A 23250-nucleotide genomic window follows, 5' to 3' on the forward strand; every position below is an offset into this window, starting at 1 on the left:
AAGCAGGTGAGGGTCGATGGCAGCGCCGATCTATCTCATCGTGCGCAGCGCGGACTTCGTCGTCCTGGCCGTGGAGTGGAGCGGTTTCGAGCTGCGAACCGACGGACACCCCCCAGTGCCACGGCTGGTGGCCACCGGAGAGGCCCCCATCGTAACGCTCACCTTTCCCCCTCAGGCCATCCTTGAGCAGACGACAGCCTCCGAGTTTCACACGGCAGGTTTCGTATACAGCGACTCACGGCTGAGCCAGCCCAGTCGGCTCGTCTTCCGGGTCCGCGCGGGGGCCGTGATCGAACTGAGTGCCCAGGGCATCCTCAACGCGCTGACCCGCCAGGGGCAGGCTCGCGTGGACGGCCCGTCCTCGCTGCTCGAACTGCCGTGGGGAATCGACGCGCTCCCCCTGGCCAAGAACGTCGGCGCGCTCGTACGCTCGGACCATCTTCCACACCCCGCGGCCTCGACGCGAACCGGGGCGGTCAGCCTGTGGGCCGCACGGTTGCGGGCGAGCGACGGTGGCCCCGCGGACGCGCTCCTCGCATACCAACCCACGGGTTCCCGGGAGGGTAGCGGCCTCCTGGAAGGGGGTCTGTTCCAGGCGCCGCCGCTGCACGGCTGGCGGGCCTCGTTCGTGGCCTGGAGCGCGCAGTACTCGCTGCCCAGCGTCACTCGGCTGGAACTGACATCCCTGGGCGGTGCCGTGTCGCTCCTCGCGAAGTGGCCCACGTCCTCCTGGACGCACGATGTGGCCCTCGGCCGCGACAACATCGCGGACGGTACCGCGCAGGGGAGACTCTGGCCGTTTGGGTTCCCCTGCGTGTACCGGGACTTCACCCGACGCGAGTTCCTTCCCGTGTACGGATCGGCGGCCGTCGGCTGTGTTGCTGCCCTGCGCAAGCAGAGAATCCTGGTTATCTCACGCCCGCTCCTGTCGGGCACCCGGACGCGGACGTTCCCGTTCGACGAGGTGGAGATCCTTGGGGACGCATTCGATCTCTCCGGTACACCCACCCCGAATCCGGCGATCAACTTCCTCCCGGGAGGCGCCTCTTCGCCCATGCGGTTCCCTATCCGCTGCCGTACCGGCGACACCACAGTGCAGTTTGACATTCCGCTCGTCTTCGTCGCCGATACGGAGCTGGGCCCGAAGCAGAGCGTGCTCGACGAATGGATGCCGTACGCCAAGGTGAAGATCCCCGGTGTCGCGATCGACCTGATCGGGGCGGGCGGCAGGCCCGGAGACATCCAGGAGGTCCACTCGCTCACCTTCACAGGTTCGACGCAAGGGCCGGAGTATCGTTCGGATCTGACGGGGTTCGATGTCGTCCTTGCCTCACTGCGTACCCTCTTGCCAGGTGGTGACCACGAACAACCGCGCCCCATGAAGTACGCCGCGGGGCTACGCGAGGGCTCCACGCGGGCCTCTATACCGCCGGTTCCCATGGTGTTCGTCCCGCCCGACGTCCCGGTCAGCTTCACGGGGCGCCCCGACCGGTCGGGCGCGCTGGTGGCGCCGAAATTCACCGCCGACGGGATCTCCCGGGAGTTGGGCCCGGTGGCCACGTGCGCCCTGCGTGAGGAAGCCACCTCGTCAGCTTCGTCTGGCACTGATGCCTTCGCCGGTGCGACGCTGTTCGGCTTCCCGCTGTCCTCACTCATCGACACCACAGGCGGCCACAAGCCGAGTCCCCCGCAGATCGTGCAGCGGCGCGTCGGCACCGAGATCACCACGGAGATGCGGTGGAAGGCACTGAGGCTGAAGGCGCACAACACCTTCCAACCCAGGACCACCGGGCAGCCACCGCAGCTCGACCTGTTCGTCAGCTCCCGGTCCCAGCCCGCCAAGACCACACGGGAGGCGGCCGAGCCGCCTCCGCCGACCTGTGCCCTGAAGAACTTCGCACTGGTGCTGCCGCCACCGCCCGCTGCGAAACTGCTCACGCTGTCCTTCGAATCTGCAACGTTCAACCAGCGCCCGGGTCTGCCGGCGGATCTCGCCCTCAACACGCCGGAGATCGAGTTCCACGGTCCGCTGAAGCTTCTCCAGAAACTGCAAAGGATGCTGGAGCCCCTCCTCAGCGACGGCCTCACCAGCCGGGTCTCCACCAACGGCATCACCGTCGGATACGAGATCACGCTGCCGAAGGCCGCGGCCGGCGCGTTCATCCTGCAGCATGTGGCCGCGCGCCTCGCTGTGACGATTCCGTACGAGGAGAAACCGGTCACCGTGGTGCTCGGGTTCGCAAGCCGAGAGCACCCCTTCGCGCTCTCCGTCACCGGGTTCACCGGCGGCGGGTACGCCACCGTGGAGATCGCGGGGGCGGGGGATCCGAAGGTGGAGATCTGCATGGAGTTCGGGGCCATGCTGGCCGTCGACTTCGTGGTCGCGCGTGCCGAGGTCCACGCCCTGGGCGGGGTGCGCTTCCTGCGCCGGAGCGACGGCTCCTTGGAGCTGGAGGCGTTCGTACGGATCGGGGGCAGCGTGCGGCTTCTCGGCCTGGTGACCGTCTCGATCGAGCTGCGCGTCTCTCTGCTCTTCCGGGACGGCCCGCCGCGGCTGCTCGGGAGGGCGACGCTCGTCATCGAGCTCGACCTGACCCTGTACTCGGGCTCCGTCACGATTGACAGCGGGACCTTCGAGCTCGTCGGTGGGAGGGACGAACGGGCGCCCGAGGTACCCGCAATGGCGAGGAATCGCTCCGCGGCGGCGTTCACCGCCTGGGAGCAGTACCGAAGGGCGTTCGCGCTATGAGCGACATGCTGTGGATATCCGTACCCGGTGGTTTCACCCACGGCAACCCGTCGGCGCAGGAGAAACCGCTACTGCGGGTCCTCGTCGTCCCCAGGCTCGACGGCGGGTCGCTCGCGGGGCACGGCATGGCCGTGTGGCCGCCGGCAGCCCTCAAAACGGGTACTGTCCGAGCCGAGTTGTTCCGACCCGGTGCGGGGCCGTCCGCCGTCCCCGACAAGACGCACGATCTCGCCCCCGATATCCCGTTCCAGACAGGCGTCTGGGAACGGCTGGTCGCCGGGCTGACCGTCGAGAACGCCACTGGGCGGCAGACACCAGTTGACGCCGCCAGCCTGGTCGTACAGGCGACTTCGGAGGACGCGGACGCGGTGGTCCAAGCGTTCGAGAAGGTGGCGAAGGCCGAGGTGGACGCGGAGCTGGGGGCGGAGTCGGAGGACTTCGCCCGCCGGGTACGGCTTGTCCTGAGCAGTGAGCACTGGCTGCGTCCCGAACCTGCGCCGCCATCAGCGGAGCCCGTGGAACCTTCCCCCGACCTGCCGGGCTTCAACAAGGTCCTGTCGCTGCTGCGGGAGCATCCAGCCATCCTCCGGGCCCTGGGCCTTGTCTTCGAGCTGCGGCTTGAACCGCAGGACGTCGTGGACTACTCCGGGGGGACGGTACGTGTGGTGTGGCCCGGCAAGCCTGCGTCCCTGCCCGCGGTCGTGTCTCCGCGGACGGAGTTCGGCTTGGAGTTCCGCCCCGGATCAACAGACCGGGTGCAAGGCGGCATGGTCGCCCTTGACCGGACTGACGTGGAGGGGAAACCTCTGTGGCAGGTCGCGACCGTCGATGTGGACGTCGCCGTGCAGCGCCTGCGGGAGGCGGCCCGCGCCCATGATGCACATCCGGCCGACACTGCGGCGTTGCCGGCCCTGCGCTCGAACGGGCTGCAGCTCGTCCTGCGCGGCCGCGGCAAGGAGATGCGGGAACGGCTGATCAGAGCGGCCGGACTGGGCGGAGGGCTACCGGACGTCCTCACCGCGGACGATCTGGTCCTCGGCTACCGGATCGACGTCCGCCCCTCGCTCGGGGGTACCGAATGGTTCTCGCTCCACCGGCGCCACGCCACCTACGAGAGCCGTGTGCACCGGGAGAGCGACGAGCGTCTTGACGACGGCCCGACAGAGGAGGGGTCGCTGGTGATCGGGCGGCCGAAGGCGCTGGAGGAAGGCCATCTCAAGACCAACGCCGCCACTAGAGACTGGACCGGACTACACGCGGACGAACTCGTGGCCGGCTGGCGTGGATGGAGCCTGGCAGTGGAGCGGCCACCCGTCGACGGGTCACCGCCCCCGACACCGCCGGCCGACCCCGGACTGAACGTCACCATGTCCTTCGAGGTCCCGCCCAGCTCTCTGCCTCCCCTGCGCTTCGGGCGCCACTACACCCTGCGGGCACGCGTGGCGGACCTGGCTGGTGGGGGCCTCGAACTCAGTGACGAGGTGACCGACCAGCACAGTACACAGCCGAAGTTCTACGCCCGCCACGAACCGCTGCCGGCCCCCGTCGTCGAGTACCCCCCGGCAACGGAGCCCGCCAAGGTCCCGCCTGGCGAGTCGGCCGGGGTCGTGGTGGTGCGCAGCGACCCGATGGCGGGCCTCGACGTTACGGCGTACGCCAGCAGCCACGGCTACCTGCTGCACGACAAGCGGATGCTTCGGCCTCCGGACGGCACGCCTGAACTGGCCGAGCAGCACGGCATGTTCGACCTCGAGGGCGACCCTGCCGTGGTCGCGTACATGACCTGGCAATGGGTTCGGCGGGCGTTCGTCGGCATGGAGAGCGAAGCAGGGCCCGAGGCGGGAAGCGAGGAGGAGTGGGAGGCGGCGTTCAAGGAGGCAGAGCAGCTCCGGCTGCCGGATCCGGCAGCCGGCGGCATCGTCGTGACGTGCACCGGCACGAACCCCCCGGTCATGCTGCCGCGGGCCTGGGCGGACCCGGACGCCTGGCCCGACCTGCCACCCGGGACGCTCCACTTGACCACCCCGAGATCCGGCCGCCCCGTCCTCGCCTGGGAGGGGGACCGGCTGGTTGCTCGCCTCGCGCCCGCGCAGCAGCTCACCCTGGACCTGTCGTCCTTCCCTCGGGAGGGCATCACCGACCACTTTGCCCTGCACGTGGCCGATCCGCCGCAGAACGCCATGGAGGCGTTCGGTCTGGGCCGCCACCCCATGGTCACCCCAGCGCGGCCCCTCACGCTCGTCCACGCCGTACAGCATCCGCTGCGCGTTCCCGAAACGACTCTGACCGTCGCGCGCGCTCGTGACGCCACCTTTGCCGAACTCAAGCCGCAGTCGGCGGTCTTCGACCCGAAGAGCACCGCGGAGGTACACGTCACCGCTCGCTGGAAGGACCAGCTGGACACCCAAGCGGTGGAGGTCACCGACGCCCCCGTCGAGACTCTCACGATCGATCCGTCCGGGCCCGCCCAGCCCACGACGCTCTTTCGCCACGAGTTCGGCGACACCCGGCACCGCACCGTGACCTACACGCTCAAGGCAGTCAGCCGGTTCCGGCACTACTTCCGCCATCCCGAGCTGATCGACGAGTTCACCGTTTCCAAAGAGCTGGCACCAGTAGTCGTGCCCAGCTCGGCCCGTCCGGACCCGCCGGTGGTCCTCTCTACCCGGCCCGCGTTCCTCTGGAAGGAGACCGGAGACCTCGAAGCCACGTCCCACAGCCTCACCCGGGAGCGCTCGGCCGGTCGCATCCGACTGGCGCTGCAATCGCCGTGGCACAGCTCCGGCCCCGGCGAAATGCTCGCGGTGGTGGTGCGCCCGGAAGGCGCGAATCTGGACGACGACCTCTCTGGCTACGTTTCGATGGCGGGAAGCGACCCCCTCTACGTCTCTAAGGGGATTCCCGTCGGCTCGCCGTTCGGGCCCCAGGTGACCAGCGCCACGGGACAGGACAGGCGCCTGCGGCTACCGGAGGCCGATGCCGACGTCATCATCAAGCCGCATCAGCTGGAGTATCACGACGACGAAGGCTGCTGGTCGTGCGACGTTGCCCTGACGGGGGCCGAGGGCAGGCCCTTCCACAACGTGCTGGTGCAACTCGCCGTCGCCCGCTACCAGCCGAACAGTCTGGCAGACCTCTCCCTATCGCCGGTGGTCAGGACGGACATCGTGCCTCTGCAGCCCGACCGGACCGTCCGTGTGACGCGCCTCGCCAATCGGTTCCAGGTGAAGCTCACGGGGGCGGTGTCACAGTCCGCCGCCGTCAACCGAGTCGACATGCTTCTGGAACGCTGCAACGCGCCAAGTGGCGTATCACCAAGCCAGGTCGATCTCGTCGGATTCGACACAGAGGTCACCGGCGTGCCGTCGTGGCGCTGTGTGGAGTTGAGGCGACCCACTCCGAAGGCAGTCCCCCTGTCCCGCCTCAAAGAATGGACATCCGAGTTCAACCCGCCGCCGGGCACCGGAGCACTCCGCGTGCGCATCCGTGAAGTCGAATTCATCCCCAACGGCACACCGCAGGAGGGAACCCACCTGCAGTCGGGAACTCCCGACGAAATCAAGGAAAGAATCGTTTTCACCGACACCGTCTCTCTTCCCGGACTCTGATGACGGCGAACTGGCGAGTCTCTCCATAGACGGCAAATCAAGTTGTCGGCACGGGTATCAGGGGCGATAATTAGTCAGAGAGCCGAACCCTGTCCGCCAGCACTCAACCGGACGAACCGAAACTCGCAGGATCCCACGGTTCGGTCATCCCTCTCGACCACAGCAACTCACTCCATCGGCTTCTTTGGACCGTTGCGACAGCAGCGATCGGACCGAGTGCTGTCGGGGACTCGGCAGAAAATAGAACACTGCTGCTTTGTCGGCGTCCCACCGCCGATAAGGCCGTTCACCGATACGGACCACCTAGGGAGCCTCGCCATGGCCAAGACAGTGACAGATCTTCATGTTCCCGGATTCGTCGCCCAAGAGGTCGCCTTCGCGCAGCTGTTCAACAGACTATCCTCAGGGTTCAAGAACGCCATCCGCGAGAGCGTGACCGAGCCTGCTGTGAACGCCGAGAAATTCCCGTCGAACAATCAGTTCTGCCTGATCACAGTCCTGGGGCACTCCGACCGGGTCGACACTGCGGGACTCAGTTCCGAGCAGCGCCGCGCGCAAGAGCTCGAGGCAAGTGACAAGCGGGCCATCAGCGCTTACCAATGGGTCTTTGGCCAAATCACCGCCGCGCTCATCGCTGCTGGGGAGACCCCTCCGCCAGATACAAACCACGCGACGAACTTCGACATCGTCTCCATACCCTGCGGCGCTGCCGATCTCGTGAAACTGGTGCCGACCACCGAGGCACAGCGGCAGGAGAACCGGCGCGTTCAGTTCGTTGTTTCCACCTTCACTCCCTGATCGCTCCGTTGAGATCCATACGCACACCCTGTCCACCCGCACGTGGGTGTCAAAACCCGCCAGACTCCTCCTGGTCGCGACACAGGTGAGCATGTACGTGCAGCCTGCCCACCATGGTGGTGGGCTCGGAACACGTTTGGTCGAGCACTTCTTGGCCTGGGCAAAAGAAATGGGAGCCGACTTGGCCGAGGTGATCGCCTACTCCAGCAACGCGGACGCGATCCGCTTCTATGAGCGCAACGGATTCGCAAGTCAGCCAGTAGCGCCGCAAACTTATCAGTGAGATCAGATGGCAGCCTGCATTGCGACCGTGGTAATCAGCGCGTGCACCGATCGCTGACCCGGTCTACGGGTGAGGCAGCGGGGCATCAGGGTGATGATGGCCCAGGTGATGAGCTTTTCGCTAGCCTGGGGCAGCCTCTCGGGGGCCCGGCAGCTCCAGCGGGCTCGCATGATCCAGGACAGTGTGCATTCCACCATCCAACGGCAGGGCAGAACGACAAAGCCCTTGATGTTCGATGGTCGGCGGGCGGTCTTCAGGGTGATATCGAGTCGGTCCCTGGTCCAGCCCGCCAGTTTGCCTGCGTAGTTGGATTCCGATCTCAGGGTGCATCAGATGGAGCCGGAGCAGCAGTTCCCTGGCCGCGTCGCAGTCGGTGACGTCGACCAGGGCGACCATGACCCTCTTCCCTGCTCTCGGATCGGGCGTAACTGAGCGTTGCGTCGGCCCCGGAGGTTCGGAGGGCTTGAGCGGCGTGGTGAGTTCTGTTCTCACCGCGCCGGGCCGGTCTCTGGTCTTGTGGTGCGGGCGGCGCGGGCGTAGCGGGCGGCGAGGTCCCCGAATGCGGTGGCCAGTTGGGGTGGGCCGATGACTTCGATGTCGGTGTCGAAGCGGCCGATGGCGGCGGCGAGTCCGGTCCAGGACCAGGAGCCGAGGATGAGCCGGCAGTGGTGGGAGCCGAGTTCCTCAACGATTGCGTCCTGGGCGAAGGGCGCGACATCGGCGGCCGGGAGGCGGAGGATGACTTCGCCTTGGCAGGGCCAGTCGGTGGTGGTTCCGTCGTTGCCGCGGAATCGGCTGGTGGTGAAGGTGGAGACGGTGCCGCCGGGGAGTTCACGAGGGGCGAAGCGGGGGCCGGTGGGTGTACGGGGTCGGATGCGGTCGACGCGGAAGGTGCGCCAGTCTTCGCGGTGGAGGTCCCAGGCCACGAGGTACCAGCGGTGACGCCAGGTGATCAGGTGGTGGGGTTGTACGCGGCGGACGTCATTGGCCGGGGTGTTTGGACCTGGTGTGTAGTCAAAGCGTAGTTCCTCGTGGGCGTGGATGGCGCGGCTGAGGTCCAGCAGGACTTGGGCGTCGGTCTGGAGGGTGTCGTCGGCGGCCGCGGGTGGTTGGACGGCGGTGATGTGCAAGAGGTCGATGCGGTGGCGTAGGCGGGGTGGCATGACTTGGCGGAGGGTGGCCAGCGCGCGGGTGGCGTCTTCGGCGACGGTGGTGCCGGCGGCCGCGGTCTGCAGCGCGATGGCCAGGGCGACGGCCTGGTTGTCGTCGAACAGCATGGGTGGCAGGTGCGTGCCGGCTTCCAGGCGGTAGCCGCCGGCCGGTCCTTTGACGGTCTTGATCGGGTAGTCGAGTTCGCGCAGGCGGTCGATGTCACGGCGTACCGTGCGCGAGCTGATGCCGAGACGCTTGGCGAGATCATCGCCGGACCAGTCACGGGGCGTTTGCAGGAGCGAGAGCAGCGCGAGCAGCCGGGCAGATGTCTTATGCATAGCACCCATACTCCCGGGAGTACCGGACACAACCTGTCCTCTACCTTTGCCATCGTGGCGTACGAGCCGTTCGGGAGGCATCGCTCCTGATCACGGCAGCCGCCGCTGGAGCTGGGACGGTCGGCGGTGTGTTCATCACATCGAGCAAGGAGCAGGTCATGTCGGTCACGACCACCACCCACTTGAACTTCCGGGGCACCGCACGTGAGGCGCTGGACTTCTATCAGTCCGTCTTCGGCGGGCGTACTGTCGCGGTCACCTACAAGGACGCGGGTGCCGTACGGAACGAGAGCGAGGCGGACTGGGTGATGTGGGGCGAGGTGGCCGGCGACAACGGCTTCCGCGTCATGGCCTACGACGTGCCCTCACAGCTGCCCTGGAACCAGGGCGAGAACCCGTTCTTCGTCTCCGTGCGTGGAGGCGACGCCGAGGAGATCAGCGCCCTGTGGGGCAAGCTCGCCGAGGGCTCGACCATCGTGAGTCCGCTGGAACCCGCGCAGTGGGCACCGCTGTACGGCATGCTCACCGACCGCTTCGGCATCACCTGGGTCCTGGACGTCACCGCTCCGTACGGCGGCTGAACCAACCGACCGGTCTGACATGCCTGCGTCGTCCGGGCCGCGGCCGCACGCCCGGCCCGGACAGAGCACTGCGTCGGCGACTGCACCACCAGGAACGCGATCCGGCTTCAGTGCCTGACGGAGTCCCTGCTGCTGTCGGCGCTCGGCGGTGCCGCGGGCAGCCCTCGGCGCGGCGGAGACCTTCGGCCCCGGGCACGCGGCGGGTGTCAGCGCGCGGCGGCCCGGGGGGCGGCGTACCGGCGGCGGCTACGGAGCATGCCCTCGTTGGAGAGGGTGAACACATCGACGAAGTCGACCTGCTGGGGGCTGACCCGGCCGATCGCGACCACGCAGTCGCCGGAGGCCACGATGCGGTCGATGTTATGGCGACAGCCCAATGCCGGCGCCTCGGGCCGGGCGTCCTCGTCGAGCAGGGAAAGGTAGCCGTCGACGTCCCCGGTGTCGAGATAGTGGTACGCCAGCCGCACATGGTCGACCCCGGAGTCGGTGACAAGACTGCTGGGGAGCAGCTTCCTCGGGTGGCGACTGTTCATGGCACGTCCTTTCGTACGACCGCCCCGCGGACGGGCGGTTGCAGGTACCACCGTCCTCCGGCGCCGCAACCCCTGCCTATCGCGGCACTATCGCCACCAGCGGATCTGTACACCGTTTACAACAGTGGAGATGGTCGGGAAAACTGTCCGCATACGTGTCTTGCGCGTCGCTTTCGGCACGGGCTCTGTTGGTCGGACGTGTTCCTCGCTGGGAGTGACTGTGGACTTATCGCCCGGTGAGGGTCACTGGACCTCGGACTCCGTGGTCTTCCGTATCCTCGGGCCGCTCCATGTGCAGGGCCCGGACGGTCAGGTACGGATTCCGCCCGGTCGCCAGGAAGTGGTCCTCGCCGCGCTGCTGCTGGAGGCGAACCGCGTCGTCAGCACCGACTATCTGGTGGATCTGATCTGGGAGGACGACCCCCCGGACACCGCCAGGACCCAGGTGCAGATCTGTGTGTCCCGGCTGCGGAAGCTGTTCGGCGGGCGGGCGGTGGCCGCCGCCATCACCACCCGCCCGCCCGGCTACGTCCTCGCGACGGAGGACGGTTCGGTCGACGCGGCACTGTTCGCCCGGTGGATCGCCGATGCCCGGCTGACCGGGAAACGGGCCGGGGGCGCGGCCGAAGCGGTGGAGTTGCTGCGGTCGGCGGGCGGGCTGTGGCAGGGGAACTGTCTCAGCGGCATCGCGAGCGAGAAGCTGCGCAGCAAGGCACGGCAGCTGGACGAGGAACGGCTGACGGCGGCCGAGCATCGGATCGACCTGGAGCTGGAGCTGGGCCGGCACCGCCAGTTGGTGGGCGAGATACAGCTCCTGGTGCACGAGCATCCGCTGCGGGAGCAGTTGCGCGGGAAGCTGATGCTGGCGCTGTACCGCTCGGGGCGGCAGGCGGAGGCCCTGGACGTCTACCGGCTCGGCAGGGAGCTGCTGGTGGAGGAGCTGGGTCTGGAGCCCGGCGGGGAGCTGCGGAGCCTGAATTCGGCGATCCTCGCCGGGGAGGTGCCGCCGCCGGGTCTGGCCGCTCCGCCGCCGGGCCGGCGGTCCGGGCCCGCCAGCCCCGGGAACGGTGAAGGGGACACGCGGGCCCGGCCGGCGGCGGGCGGTCCGGTCCGGGAGCCGTCGGAGCCGGACGGCAATTCCCGGACGGTGGAAGCCGGGCCCCGGCCCACCGGGGCTGCCCCTGCTGGGGCCCCGGTGTCGGTGGCCGAGGTACCGCGCCAGCTTCCGTCCGACACCGCGGACTTCACCGGTCACGCCGCCCGGATCACGGACATCGAAAGGACGCTGCTGGGACCGGGCGAGCGGCGGGCTGTGGGCCTCGTCGTGATCGTCGGCAAACCGGGGACGGGAAAGTCGACGCTCGCCACGCATATCGCGCACGGGGTGGGCGAGACGCACTTCCCGGACGGGCAGCTCTACTGCGATCTCAGGGGTACCAGCGGTGCCCCGGCGACCGCCGGGGAGGTACTGGGCCGTTTCCTGCGCGCCCTCGGCATCCCCGGGCCCGTCATTCCCGAGTCCCTCGACGAACGCGCCGAGATGTATCGGACGCTGCTCGGGTTCCGGCGGGTCCTGGTGGTGCTGGACGACGCCGCGTCCGAGAGTCAGGTCCGGGCGCTGCTGCCGGGGGCCGGGAGCTGCGCGGTGCTGGTCACCAGCCGGGTGCGGATGACGGGGCTGCCGGGCGCGCACCGGGTGGAGCTGGATGTGCTGGGGACCGCTGAGGCCCTGGAGCTGCTGGTCCGGGTGATCGGCGAGGAGCGGGTGGCGGGCGAGGCGGTCGCGGCGGAGGCGCTGATCCGGACCGTCGGCGGGCTACCGCTGGCCCTGCGGATCGTGGCCGCCCGGCTGGCGGCCCGGCCGCACTGGACGCTGGCGTCGATGGTGCACCGGCTGGCGAACGAGCGGCACAAGCTGGACGAACTCACGCACGGCGAGATGACGATGCGGGCGAGCCTGTCGCTGACGCACGACGGGCTGGGGCCGGCGGACCGGCAGCTGCTGCGGCTGCTGAGCCTGGCGCAGGGGCCCAGCCTGCCGGGCTGGCTCGCCGGGGCGTTGCTCGACGACCGCCGCCCGTTCCCCTCGGATCTGCTGGAGCCGCTGGTCGACGTGCAGATGCTGGATGTGGTCGGAATGGAGTCCACGGGCGGCTTCCGCTACCGCTTCCACGAGATCATCCGGGTGTTCGCCCGGGAGCAACTGGCCGCGCACGACGATCCGGGGACCCGGTCGGCGGCGCTGAGCCGGATGCTGGGCTGCTGGATGGCACTGGCCGAAGAGGCCCACCGCCGGGTCTACGGCGGGGACTTCACCGTGCTGCACGGATCGGCGCCGCGCTGGGTGCCGCCCGCCGCGCATGTCGACGAGCTGCTCGCCGACCCCATGGAGTGGCTGGACAGCGAGCACGCCAATCTGGTGCAGGCGGTGGAGCACGCGGCGGCCGAGCAGCTGGATGAGGTGTGCTGGGATCTGACGACGACGCTGGTGACGCTCTTCGAGATGCGCGGCTATCTGGACCACTGGGAGCGTACGCACCGGCTGGCGTTGCGGACGGCGCGGTCGGCGGGCAATCAGCGGGGCAGCGCCGCCGTACTGGCCTCGCTCGGTTCGCTCTATCTCAGCCGCAGCCAGTACGACGAGTCGCGGACCGCGTTGACAACGGCGCTGGGGCTGTTCACCGAGATCGAGGACCGGCAGGGGCTCGGTCTCTGCCATCGCGATCTGGCTCTACTGGAACGGTTCCTCGGTCATGAGTACGAGGCACTGGAGCTGTACGACCGGGCCCTGCGGGATTTCGACGCGTCGGGCGATGTGGTGGGCCGGGCCATCGTGCTGACCCAGAGCGCACAGATCTGGATGCTGCGGGGGCAGAGCTCGGCCGCGCAGCGCAGGCTGGACGAGGCGCTGGGCATCTACCGGCTGGTCGGCTACACGGGCGGCCAGGCGCGGGCCCTGCGCCGGGTCGGTCAGCTCCAGCAGCAGCAGGGCGAACTGGGCCGTGCGGTGGCGACGTTCACCGAGGTCCTGGAGCTCTGCCGGGACAGCGGGGACGTGATCGGGGAGGGCCATCTGCTGCGGGACCTGGGGCTGGCGCACGTCAGGGTGGGTCAGGACGCGGCGGCGCGGGACTGTCTGGACCTGGCGCTGGGCATCCGGGAGCGGATCATGGACCATGGCGGGGCTGGGCTCGTACGGCTGGACCTGGCGAAGCTGCTCGCGTCGGACGGCGGGCCGGGTGACCGGGACCGTTCGCGGGAGTTGCTGCGGAGCGCCGTACAGGCCTTCAGGGACCGCCGGATGGAGTCGGAACTCGCAGAGGCGCAGCAGCTGTTGGCGGGCAGCTGAGGCGGAGCCGCCGCTGGGCCCGACGGTGCGGGACCGGCGGACGGGGAACGGACCCGAGCTGTCCGGCTGTCGGCCGGTGCGGGAGCGGTTCGGGGGCTTGACCGGTGGCGCTGTCAGGGGCGCCGGATGCACTGCTGGGGGAGCGAGTGGACCGGTTCTGTCACGGTCCTGGGGCCTTGAGGGCCGGGTGTTCCGGGTGTTTCCGCTTCGGGGTCAGTCCCAGGGATCGTTCACGGTGATCACTCCCGGAGGTCGTCGGCGTCGGAGGAAAACGGGGAGGTTCTCGGGCGGTCCGCTTCGGAGTCAGTCCCAGGGATCGTTCACGGCCGTCAGTCCCAGGGGTTGTTGACGTTGGAGGGGCTCGGGGTCGGGGTGGGCAGGTCGGCCGGGGCCGGTCCGTCCGTCTGGGCCGAGGTGGTCGAGGTGGCCGCCGGGGTGCTCTCGCCGGCCAGGGCCGTCTGGGTGCCGAACAGTGCAGCGACGGCGACGGCGGCGGTGACGGCCGCAGTGCGGAGGGCCTGGGCGAGAGCCATGATCCGATCCCTTCAATTGAGGCGTTCCCGCTGGTGGCGGGGCGTTTCCTGCTTCGTGAACTACGTTAGGGAGGGGTGGAATCGCCGGACCGGCCGTGCTCCTATCGCCCGGCTATCACGGTCCGGACGGAGTGCGACGGTACGGGGTCGGTCGAGTCGCGGGCTCCGTACCGCCGGCGTACCGTCCGCACCGGTTGGCACAGGAGCCCCACCATCACCAGGGGTGCGCGGCGTGGACGGGTCCGGCGAAAGGAAGGGCGTCCGATGGCGCGGTGCCGCCCCGACCGGGGTGATAGCGGCACGGCGATCCGCCCGCCGTGGCCGTGGTGCGCTGGGCGGCACCGGGATGGTGGCGAGATAGCGGGGTGCAGACGATGGGACGTGTCCCTCCCCACCCCGTCCAGGGAGCACCCATGAACCCCGCCCACTTCACAGAGACCGTCACGGATTCACAGGTGGGAGCCCTGATCCGGGCCCATCGGCTGCGTATCGGACTGACCCAGCGGGAGCTGGCCGACCTGTCCACGATCAGCGTGCGGGCGATCCGCGATCTGGAACACGGCCGGGCCACCCGCCCCCGTGCCGACACGGTGCGGCTGATGGCGGACGCCCTGCGGCTGGGGCCCCGGGCCAGGGCCGCGCTGGAGGAGGCCGCGCGGCCGGGCCGCGCGGGCAGAGCACCGGCGGGACCTCCGGCCCCGCCGAACGCCCCGAAGCCGCTGGTGGGAAGGGACACGGAGACCGCCACCCTGGTGCAGGAGCTGGCGCCGGACGGCGGGGAGCGGCTGGTGCATCTGGTGGGTTTACCCGGGGTCGGCAAGACCCGGGTGGCACTGGCCGCGGCGGCGGCTCTGCACATCTCCGGGATGCCGGTGCTGTGGCACGCCTTCCCCGGCGCGGCCCGCGAGTACGGCCCGGCGGCCGCCGGGCCGTGGCCGGAGCTGACGGAGCGTCTGGTGTCGGGGCTGTACGCGCCCGGGTTACCGCACCGGGGGCCTGCGGGCGGGGAGTCGGCGAGCGCGCTGCTGGGCGAGGGGCCGGTGCTGCTGGTACTGGACGGCGCCCCGGCGCACGCTCCGCGCGCGGAGCGGCTGCCCCAGCTGCTGCACGAGGTGCCGGGGCTGCGGCTGCTGGTGACCTCCGACGAGCCGTGGCAGGCCCCCGGTGAACGGCTCTTCCTGCTCTGCCCGCTGCCCGTGCCGTCCGCCGGTACCCGGGGGGCGGCGGACGGTCCGCAGCCGGCCGGGGACGAGCGCGAGCCCGCGGTGCGGATGTTCCTGGACCAGGTGCGGCGGGTGCTGGCGGCTCCGGCGGTGACGGCGGCCGACCGGGAGCGGGCGGTACGGATCTGCCGGCTCCTCGACGGACATCCGGGGGCGCTGTCGGCCGCCGCCTCCTGGCTGGTCGTCTCCGATCTGGCGGCGCTCTGCGACACGCTGGCGGTGGATCCGGCGGCGTTCCTCGACCATCTCGGCGGCCGGGACGACCGGCTCCGGGACTCCCTGTACGGCCGGATAGGGCGGCTGCCCGCGGGGCCGCGCGCCGTACTCGGCGCCCTGTGCGCCGCGCCGGGCCCGGACTCCGTCGCCGACGGCTTCGGGCTGCCCGCGCTCACCGCGCTGACCGGCGGCAGTCTGCACGAGTGCGGCCGGCGGCTGCGGGAGCTGCTGCTGTCGGGGCTGGTCCGGGCGGCCCATGAGGAGGGCCCGGCCCGCTTCCGGGTGCCGGCGCTGGTCAGGGCGCTGGTGACCGGGGCCCCGGTGGGCGCGCCGCAGGCAACTGCCGCCGTCTGAACTGCTCCCGGAGTGCCGGGACAACTGCCGCCCGGGGCCGGACGGCGCGGATTGGATGGGCCTAGCGAGTTCCCGGCGGACCGGGCCGTAAGACCGGACCGGCTGGACCGGCCGGGGACCTCGCAGTCGCACCGCATCCGCACGCCGAACCGCCGGACCGCTCCGCACGTACGCGGGGCCGGTCCGCATCCGCCGAGCCGAGCCCGTCGCGCCGGCCCGTCCCCGAGGAGCGACCGTATGTCCCCCAAGGCATCCGTCAGGCTGCCGCTGTCGGCGGCCCAGCGCGAGATCTGGCTGGCCCACACGCTGGATCCGTCCGGTCGGCGCTACAACATCGGCGAGTACCGGGAGCTGCGCGGCCGGGTCGATCCGGAGCTGGTCCGGGCCGCGTTCCGGCAGCTCGCTGTGGAGACCGACGCGATGCGGATCCGGGGTGTCGGCGCGGACGGCGACGGCCCCTGGCAGACCCTGCACACCGACCCGGGTGACCAGGAACTGGCGCTGGTGGACCTCAGCGGCGCCGAGGACCCGGCCGCCGCGGCCCGCAGCTGGATGGCGGCCGAGCTCGCCCGCCCGTTCGATCTGGCGGCGGACTGGCTGACCCGGCACGCCCTGGTGAAGGCCGGCGAGGAGCTGTGGTTCCACTTCCACGGTTTCCACCATCTGGTCATCGACGCCGCCGGGCAGTCCCTGCTGGGCGCCCGGCTGGCGGAGTTGTACGAGGACGCGGCGGCCGAGAGGCCTTGGCGTCCGTCGCCGTTCGGTTCGCTGACGGAGCTGCTCGCCGAGGAGACCGGGTACCGGGAGTCGCCGCAGGCGGCGGAGGACCGGGCGTACTGGGTCACGAAGACGGCGGACCCGCCGCCGGCCGCGCGGATCGCCGGGGGGCGCTCGGCGCCCGTACCGCCCGGTTCGCTGCCGTTCGTGCGGCGTACGGTGACCCTCCCGGCGCCATACGTCCGGCAGTTGCGGGAGCTGGCCCGCGCGCATGGGGCGCCGTGGACGAGGGCGGTGATCGCGCTGGTCGCTGCCTATGTCCACCGGGTCTCCGGAACGGATGCCGAGGAGCTGACGCTGGCGCTGCCGGTGAGGGCGCGGATCGGGGAGACGGCCCGCAGCACCCCGGCGATGCTGTCGAACATCATTCCGCTGCGGCTGCCGGTGCCCGCGGGCGGCACACTGACGGGGCTGCTGGGGGCAGTGGTGACGGAGGTCCGGCAGGGGCTGCGGCGGCAGCGGACCCGGTTCGAGGAGTTGGGCCCGGAGGGCGCGCCCGGGCGGCCGCCGGTCTCCCTACAGCTGAACATCATGGCGTTCGCACCGGGGATGCGGTTCTTCGGTGTGCCGACCACCCAGCACAACCTGGGGAACGGGCCGGTGGACGGACTGGCGGTCGCGGTCTACGACCTGGGGCCGGAGGACGGGCTGCGGATCGACTTCGATGCGGCGCCGGAGTCCTGCGACACGGCCGCCGTCGCCGCGCACCAGGACCGTTTCGTACGGTTCGTGGGCACCGCGCTCGCCGCGCCCGAGGAGCCGCTGTCCGCGCTGGAGTTGATGGACCGGAGCGAACGGCGGCTTGTGCTGCACGAGTGGACGGGGGTGACGGCTCCGGTCGACGAGCGGCCGTTGACGGAGCGGTTCGAGGAGCAGGCCCGGATCCGCCCGGACGCGGTCGCCGTGGTCTTCGGCGAGGACCACCTCACCTACGGCCGCCTGAACACCGAGGCCAACCGACTCGCCCACCACCTGCGCGCCACCACCGGACTGGGCCGCGGCGACCTCGCAGCCATCCTCGTCAACCGCTCACTCCCCCTGGCCACCGGCATCCTCGCCGTACTCAAAACCGGCGCCGCCTACACCCTCCTCGACCCCGACTACCCCGACCTGAGACTCACCGGTATCGCCGGCGACGCCGGAATCGCCGCCCTGGTCACGACGGAGGGCTTTGCGCACCGGGTGCCGGGGCCCTGGCCTGTGGTGCGGGTCGACTCCGAGGCCCAGGCGATCGCGGCGCGGCCGGGGAGCCGCCCGGAATCGGTGCTGACAGGCCCCGACGACTCGGCCTGTGTGATGTTCACATCGGGGTCGACGGGACGCCCGAAGGGGATCCTCTCCTCCCACCGAAACCTCACCTCCACCCTCACCAACCAGACCTACTGCACCTTCGGCCCCAACGAAACCTTCCTCCAATGCTCACCCGTCTCCTGGGACGCCTTCAGCCTCGAATTCTGGGGCGCCCTCCTCCACGGCGGCACCACCATCCTCCAACCCGGACAACGCCCCGAACCCGCCCTCATCGCCCACCTCACCCCCCACCACCACATCACCATGCTCCAACTCTCCTCCAGCCTCTTCAACTACCTCACCGACGAACACCCCACCACCTTCACCACCACCCACACCGTCTACACCGGCGGCGAACCCGCCTCCCCCACCCACATCCACACCCTCCAACAACACCACCCCCACCTCACCATCACCAACGGCTACGGACCCGCCGAATCCCTCGGCTTCACCACCACCCACACCATCCCCCAAACCACCAACAACCCCACCACCCAACCCACACCCATCGGAACACCCCTCACCAACAAACACGCCTACATCCTCAACCACCACCTCCAACCCGTCCCCCCAGGCACCACCGGCGAGCTCTACCTCACCGGCCACGGCATCGCCCACGGCTACCTCACCCAACCCACCACCACCGCAACCCGCTTCACCCCCAACCCCAAAGGACCCCCCGGCACCCGCCTCTACCGCACCGGCGACCAAGCCCACTGGGACACCCACGGCAACCTCCACTACACCGGCCGCACCGACACCCAAATCAAAATCCGCGGCTTCCGCATCGAACCCACCGAAATCGAAAACACCCTCACCACCCACCCCCACATCACCCAAGCCACCACCACCCACACCAACAACCAACTCACCGCCCACATCACCACCACACCCAACACCACCACCACACCCCACGACATCCGCACCTACCTCCGCCAACACCTCCCCGACCACATGATCCCCACCCACATCACCGCCCACCACCAACTCCCCCTCACCCCCAACGGCAAAATCGACAAACGCGCACTGTCCCGGTTCGCCGCTCCCCCGGCCGATGAGAGCGGACGGACGGCCAGCACACCGCTGGAGGAGATCGTCTGCGGCCTCTTCGCGGAGGTGCTGGACCTCGCAGAACCGCCGTCCGCGGACGCCGACTTCTTCACCCTCGGCGGCCACTCCCTGCTCGCCGCCAAGCTCGCCAACCGGCTCTCGTCGGCGCTGGACGCCCCGTTGGGCCTGCCCGACGTCTTCCGCCGGCCCACCCCGGCCCGGCTCGCCGAACAGCTTGCGGAGCTCACCGGCCGGGGCGCCGCACCGGCGCCGCCCGCGGTCCCCGGACCGCGGCCCGAGCGGCTTCCGCTGTCCTTCGCCCAGCAACGGCTGTGGCTGGTGAACGGGATCGAAGCCGGTGGGACGGCCTACAACGTCCCCCTGTCGGTCCGGCTGGAAGGGCCGCTGGACACGGCCGCGCTACGGGCCGCCGTCCGCCATGTGATGGAGCGTCATGAACCGTTGCGGACCCGGATCACCATCATGGACGGCGAACCCTGCCAGCTGGTGGACCCGGTGGGAGCGGCACCCTTCGAGGTCCGCGACATCGCCCCGGAGGCGGTGGAGCCGGAGCTGACGGCCTCCGCCGGACATGTCTTCGACCTCGCGGCGGAGGCTCCGCTGCGGGTGACCGTGCTGCGCACCGGCCCGGAGTCGGCCGTGCTGCTGGTGCTGCTGCACCACATCGCCACGGACGGGCAGTCGTTGGGCCCGCTGTTCGCGGACCTCTCGGCGGCGTACGGGGCCCGGCTCGCCGGACGGAGCCCCGACCCGGCGCCAATTCCCCTCGCCTACGCCGATCATGCGCTGTGGCAGCGGTCCGCACTGACCGGTCCGGTGCTGGACGGGCAGCTCGCGTACTGGCGGCGGGCCCTCGCGGAGCTGCCGCAGGAGCTGGGCCTGGTGCACGACCGGCCCCGGCCGCCGGCCGCCGGGGGGCGCGGCGGTGCCGTGGCGGTGGACTTCGGCGCGGACCTCGGCCGCCGGATCGCCGGGCTGGCCCGCGCCGAACGGTGCACGCCCTTCATGGTGGTGCAGGCGGCGCTGGCCGCCACCCTGACCCGACTGGGCGCGGGCACCGACATTCCGCTGGGCTCCCCCGTGGCGGGCCGTGCGCACAACGGACTGGCGGGGCTGGTGGGGTTCTTCGTCAATACGCTGGTGCTGCGGACGGACACCTCCGGCGATCCGGAGTTCCGGGCGCTGCTGCGCCGGGTCCGCGATACGGACCTGGATGCCTTCGCCCACCAGGACGCCCCGTTCGACCTCGTCCTGGAGGCCGTCAATCCGCAGCGGTCATTGGCCCGGCATCCGCTGTTCCAGGTCTGCCTGGCGGTGGAGAGCGGTCCGGCGCCGGCGCCCGTCTTTCCCGGGGTCCGGAGCGGGCCGGTCGTGCCGGTGGCGACCGGGGCGGTCAAGTTCGACCTGGAGTTCCTGTTGCACACGGGCGGTGCCGACGGCGAGCCGGACGGGCTGGCGGGCACGGTGCTCTACAGCGACGACGTCTTCGAACGGGCCTCCGCGGAGCGGATCGTCGCAATGCTACGGCGGACGCTGGAGCAGGCCGTCGCCGCTCCGGAGCTGCAACTGTCCCGGCTGGACCCGATGTCCGCCCGGGACCGGCGGCTTGTGCTGCACGAGTGGGCGGGGGTGACGGCTCCGGTCGACGAGCGATCGCTGACCGAGCGGTTCGAGGAGCAGGCCCGGATCCGCCCGGACGCGGTCGCCGTGGTCTTCGGCGAGGACCACCTCACCTACGGCCGCCTGAACACCGAAGCCAACCGACTCGCCCACCACCTACGCGCCACCACCGGACTGCGCCGCGGCGACCTCGCAGCCATCCTCGTCAACCGCTCACTCCCCCTCGCCACCGGCATCCTCGCCGTACTCAAAACCGGCGCCGCCTACACCCTCCTCGACCCCGACTACCCCGACCTGAGACTCACCAGCACCGCAACCGACGCCGGCATCGCCGCCCTTCTGACCGCCGGGGAACAGCGCGGCAGACTCACCGGACCGTGGCCCGAAGTCGCCTTCGACCGCCTACAGCTGACGAATCTGCCCGACAGCGCACCGGGCATCGCCACCGGCCCCGACGACTCGGCCTGTGTGATGTTCACATCGGGGTCGACCGGACGCCCCAAAGGAATCCTCTCCTCCCACCGAAACCTCACCTCCACCCTCACCAACCAGACCTACTGCACCTTCGGCCCCAACGAAACCTTCCTCCAATGCTCACCCGTCTCCTGGGACGCCTTCAGCCTCGAATTCTGGGGCGCCCTCCTCCACGGCGGCACCACCATCCTCCAACCCGGACAACGCCCCGAACCCGCCCTCATCGCCCACCTCACCCCCCACCACCACATCACCATGCTCCAACTCTCCTCCAGCCTCTTCAACTACCTCACCGACGAACACCCCACCACCTTCACCACCACCCACACCCTCTACACCGGCGGCGAACCCGCCTCCCCCACCCACATCCACACCCTCCAACAACACCACCCCCACCTCACCATCACCAACGGCTACGGACCCGCCGAATCCCTCGGCTTCACCACCACCCACACCATCCCCCAAACCACCAACAACCCCACCACCCAACCCACACCCATCGGAACACCCCTCACCAACAAACACGCCTACATCCTCAACCACCACCTCCAACCCGTCCCCCCAGGCACCACCGGCGAGCTCTACCTCACCGGCCACGGCATCGCCCACGGCTACCTCACCCAACCCACCACCACCGCAACCCGCTTCACCCCCAACCCCTACGGACCCCCCGGCACCCGCCTCTACCGCACCGGCGACCAAGCCCACTGGGACACCCACGGCAACCTCCACTACACCGGCCGCACCGACACCCAAATCAAAATCCGCGGCTTCCGCATCGAACCCACCGAAATCGAAAACACCCTCACCACCCACCCCCACATCACCCAAGCCACCACCACCCACACCAACAACCAACTCACCGCCCACATCACCACCACACCCAACACCACCACCACACCCCACGACATCCGCACCTACCTCCGCCAACACCTCCCCGACCACATGATCCCCACCCACATCACCACCCACCACCAACTCCCCCTCACCCCCAACGGCAAAATCGACAAACAGGCTCTGCTCGCCCTGCCGAAGCCCCGGCCCGAGACCGCCGGTGCCACCGGCCGGCCGCCGCGGACCGCACTGGAGCGGACCGTCTGCGCGGCCTTCGGGGAGGCCCTCGGGACCGATGTCCCGCCCGGCCCCGACGACGACTTCTTCGCCCTCGGCGGCCACTCCCTGGTCGCCGCCAAGCTCGCCAACCGCCTGAGCCGCGCCCTGGAGCTGAAGCTCACCCTCCGGGACGTGTTCCGGCACCCAACGCCCGCCCGGCTGGCCGCGTACCTCGAAACCGGCCCGGCCGACACCACGACCGCCCCCGAACCGCGCCGCGCCAGGCCCGTCCTGCGCCGCCGCACCGACCAGGAACGGATCACCTCATGACCGACGGGACCGCCCCCCTCCCCAACGCCGACGACATCGTCTGGGACCTGCCCGGCGACGGGCCGCAGCGGACCGCGCTGCTGGTGCTGCCGCACGCCGGTGGCAACGCCCATGCCTACGCCGACTGGCGGGACCGGCTTCCGGCGGACGTACGGCTGCTGATCGGCCAGTACCCGGGCCGAGGCGCCCGCTACGCCGAGGAACTGCCCACGACCATCGCCGATCTGGCCGGTCCCGTGGCGGCGGCGCTCCCCGGCGATCTGCCGGAGGACCTGGTCGTCCTCGGTCACAGCATGGGCTCGCTCGTCGCCTTCGAGGTGATACGAAGGCTCGCCGCGGCCGGGCGGCCCGCACGCGCCCTGGTGGCCTCCGCCTGCCGGGCACCGTTCCTGCCGAATCCCAGCGCCGTGCACCCGGAGCGGCTCGACGACGACCAGTTGGTCGCCGCCATCAAGGAACGCGGCGGCACCGACGACGGGATCCTCGACGAGCCCGAGCTGCGCGAGATCATCATCCCGTCGATCCGGGCCGATTTCGCCATCGACGACGTGTACCGATGCTCCGTGGCCGAGGCCGCGGTGGACTGCCCGGTCACCGTCATCGGCGGGGACCGGGACCCCGTGGTGCCGGTCGCGGCACTGGACCGCTGGGCCGAGATCACCGGGGCCGGGTTCGCGGCGCACACCCTGCCGGGCGGCCACTTCTACTTCCAGCAGCAGCTGCCCGCCTTCTTCGCCCTGCTCGGCACCGTACTCGGGGACGGCACCGAGCCCGCGTCCGGGAGGCTCACCGCCTCGGCCGTCTGAAACGCCTGCCCCTGTTCCCCGAGAACCCCCCGTTCTCCCGTACTCCCGTACTCCTTCCGGCTTCCGCTCCCCGTCCGCTCCCACTCCGCATTCCGATCCCGAAGCAGTTCCC

12 protein-coding genes are annotated in these 23250 nt (G+C 70.1%); 9 read left to right on the top strand and 3 right to left on the bottom strand.

Annotation, left to right across the window (positions count from 1 at the left end; genetic code table 11):
• Nucleotides 1–16: 16 nt before the first annotated feature.
• From ABZ348_RS02775 to ABZ348_RS02790, 4 genes are all read left to right on the top strand, one after another.
• Complete coding sequence (locus tag ABZ348_RS02775) at nucleotides 17–2749, top strand: hypothetical protein (protein ID WP_358928596.1); 2733 nt, start codon at nucleotides 17–19, stop codon at nucleotides 2747–2749.
• A complete protein-coding gene (locus tag ABZ348_RS02780) occupies nucleotides 2746–6357 on the top strand; it encodes a hypothetical protein (RefSeq protein WP_358928598.1) in 3612 nt (1203 codons plus the stop codon). The genes ABZ348_RS02775 and ABZ348_RS02780 overlap by 4 nt, the downstream gene beginning before the upstream one ends.
• Before the next feature lie 318 nt (nucleotides 6358–6675).
• Nucleotides 6676–7155 carry a hypothetical protein gene (locus ABZ348_RS02785; protein ID WP_358928600.1) on the top strand — a complete coding sequence of 160 codons (480 nt, stop codon included), beginning with the start codon at nucleotides 6676–6678 and terminating at the stop codon, nucleotides 7153–7155.
• A gap of 91 nt (nucleotides 7156–7246) precedes the next feature.
• Nucleotides 7247–7438 (top strand): GNAT family N-acetyltransferase, encoded by a 192-nt coding sequence (locus ABZ348_RS02790; protein ID WP_358928601.1) that lies wholly within the window; start codon nucleotides 7247–7249, stop codon nucleotides 7436–7438.
• Between the two features lie 488 nt (nucleotides 7439–7926).
• Here ABZ348_RS02790 and ABZ348_RS02795 read toward each other — a convergent pair whose 3' ends face one another.
• Nucleotides 7927–8928 (bottom strand): WYL domain-containing protein, encoded by a 1002-nt coding sequence (locus ABZ348_RS02795; RefSeq protein ID WP_358928603.1) that lies wholly within the window; start codon nucleotides 8926–8928, stop codon nucleotides 7927–7929.
• Between the two features lie 158 nt (nucleotides 8929–9086).
• On the opposite strand from ABZ348_RS02795, the gene ABZ348_RS02800 reads away from it, so the two are divergent.
• On the top strand, nucleotides 9087–9509 hold the full coding sequence (locus tag ABZ348_RS02800; RefSeq protein WP_358928605.1) for a VOC family protein: 423 nt from the start codon (nucleotides 9087–9089) through the stop codon (nucleotides 9507–9509).
• Between the two features lie 206 nt (nucleotides 9510–9715).
• Here the strand turns inward: ABZ348_RS02800 and ABZ348_RS02805 are convergent, their stop codons facing one another.
• Nucleotides 9716–10042 carry a nuclear transport factor 2 family protein gene (locus ABZ348_RS02805; protein ID WP_358928607.1) on the bottom strand — a complete coding sequence of 109 codons (327 nt, stop codon included), beginning with the start codon at nucleotides 10040–10042 and terminating at the stop codon, nucleotides 9716–9718.
• Nucleotides 10043–10262: 220 nt separating this feature from the next.
• On the opposite strand from ABZ348_RS02805, the gene ABZ348_RS02810 reads away from it, so the two are divergent.
• The gene (locus ABZ348_RS02810) at nucleotides 10263–13391 is read left to right on the top strand and encodes a BTAD domain-containing putative transcriptional regulator (RefSeq protein WP_358928609.1); all 3129 of its coding nucleotides are present in this window, start codon (nucleotides 10263–10265) and stop codon (nucleotides 13389–13391) included.
• A 329-nt stretch (nucleotides 13392–13720) separates the two neighbouring features.
• Here the strand turns inward: ABZ348_RS02810 and ABZ348_RS02815 are convergent, their stop codons facing one another.
• The gene (locus tag ABZ348_RS02815) at nucleotides 13721–13924 is read right to left on the bottom strand and encodes a hypothetical protein (RefSeq protein WP_358928611.1); all 204 of its coding nucleotides are present in this window, start codon (nucleotides 13922–13924) and stop codon (nucleotides 13721–13723) included.
• Nucleotides 13925–14337: 413 nt separating this feature from the next.
• Here ABZ348_RS02815 and ABZ348_RS02820 point away from each other — a divergent pair, with 413 nt between their 5' ends.
• The 3 genes from ABZ348_RS02820 (at nucleotide 14338) to ABZ348_RS02830 (ending at nucleotide 23138) form a co-directional block, all read left to right on the top strand.
• A complete protein-coding gene (locus ABZ348_RS02820) occupies nucleotides 14338–15717 on the top strand; it encodes a helix-turn-helix domain-containing protein (protein ID WP_358928613.1) in 1380 nt (459 codons plus the stop codon).
• A 237-nt stretch (nucleotides 15718–15954) separates the two neighbouring features.
• Entirely contained in the window at nucleotides 15955–22332 is a 6378-nt protein-coding gene (locus tag ABZ348_RS02825; RefSeq protein WP_358928615.1) for an amino acid adenylation domain-containing protein, read from the top strand.
• Nucleotides 22329–23138 carry an alpha/beta fold hydrolase gene (locus tag ABZ348_RS02830; protein ID WP_358928617.1) on the top strand — a complete coding sequence of 270 codons (810 nt, stop codon included), beginning with the start codon at nucleotides 22329–22331 and terminating at the stop codon, nucleotides 23136–23138. The genes ABZ348_RS02825 and ABZ348_RS02830 overlap by 4 nt, the downstream gene beginning before the upstream one ends.
• Nucleotides 23139–23250 lie beyond the last annotated feature (112 nt).

This window comes from Streptomyces sp. NPDC005963 (assembly GCF_040638655.1).
Classification (GTDB): Bacteria; Actinomycetota; Actinomycetes; order Streptomycetales; family Streptomycetaceae; genus Streptomyces.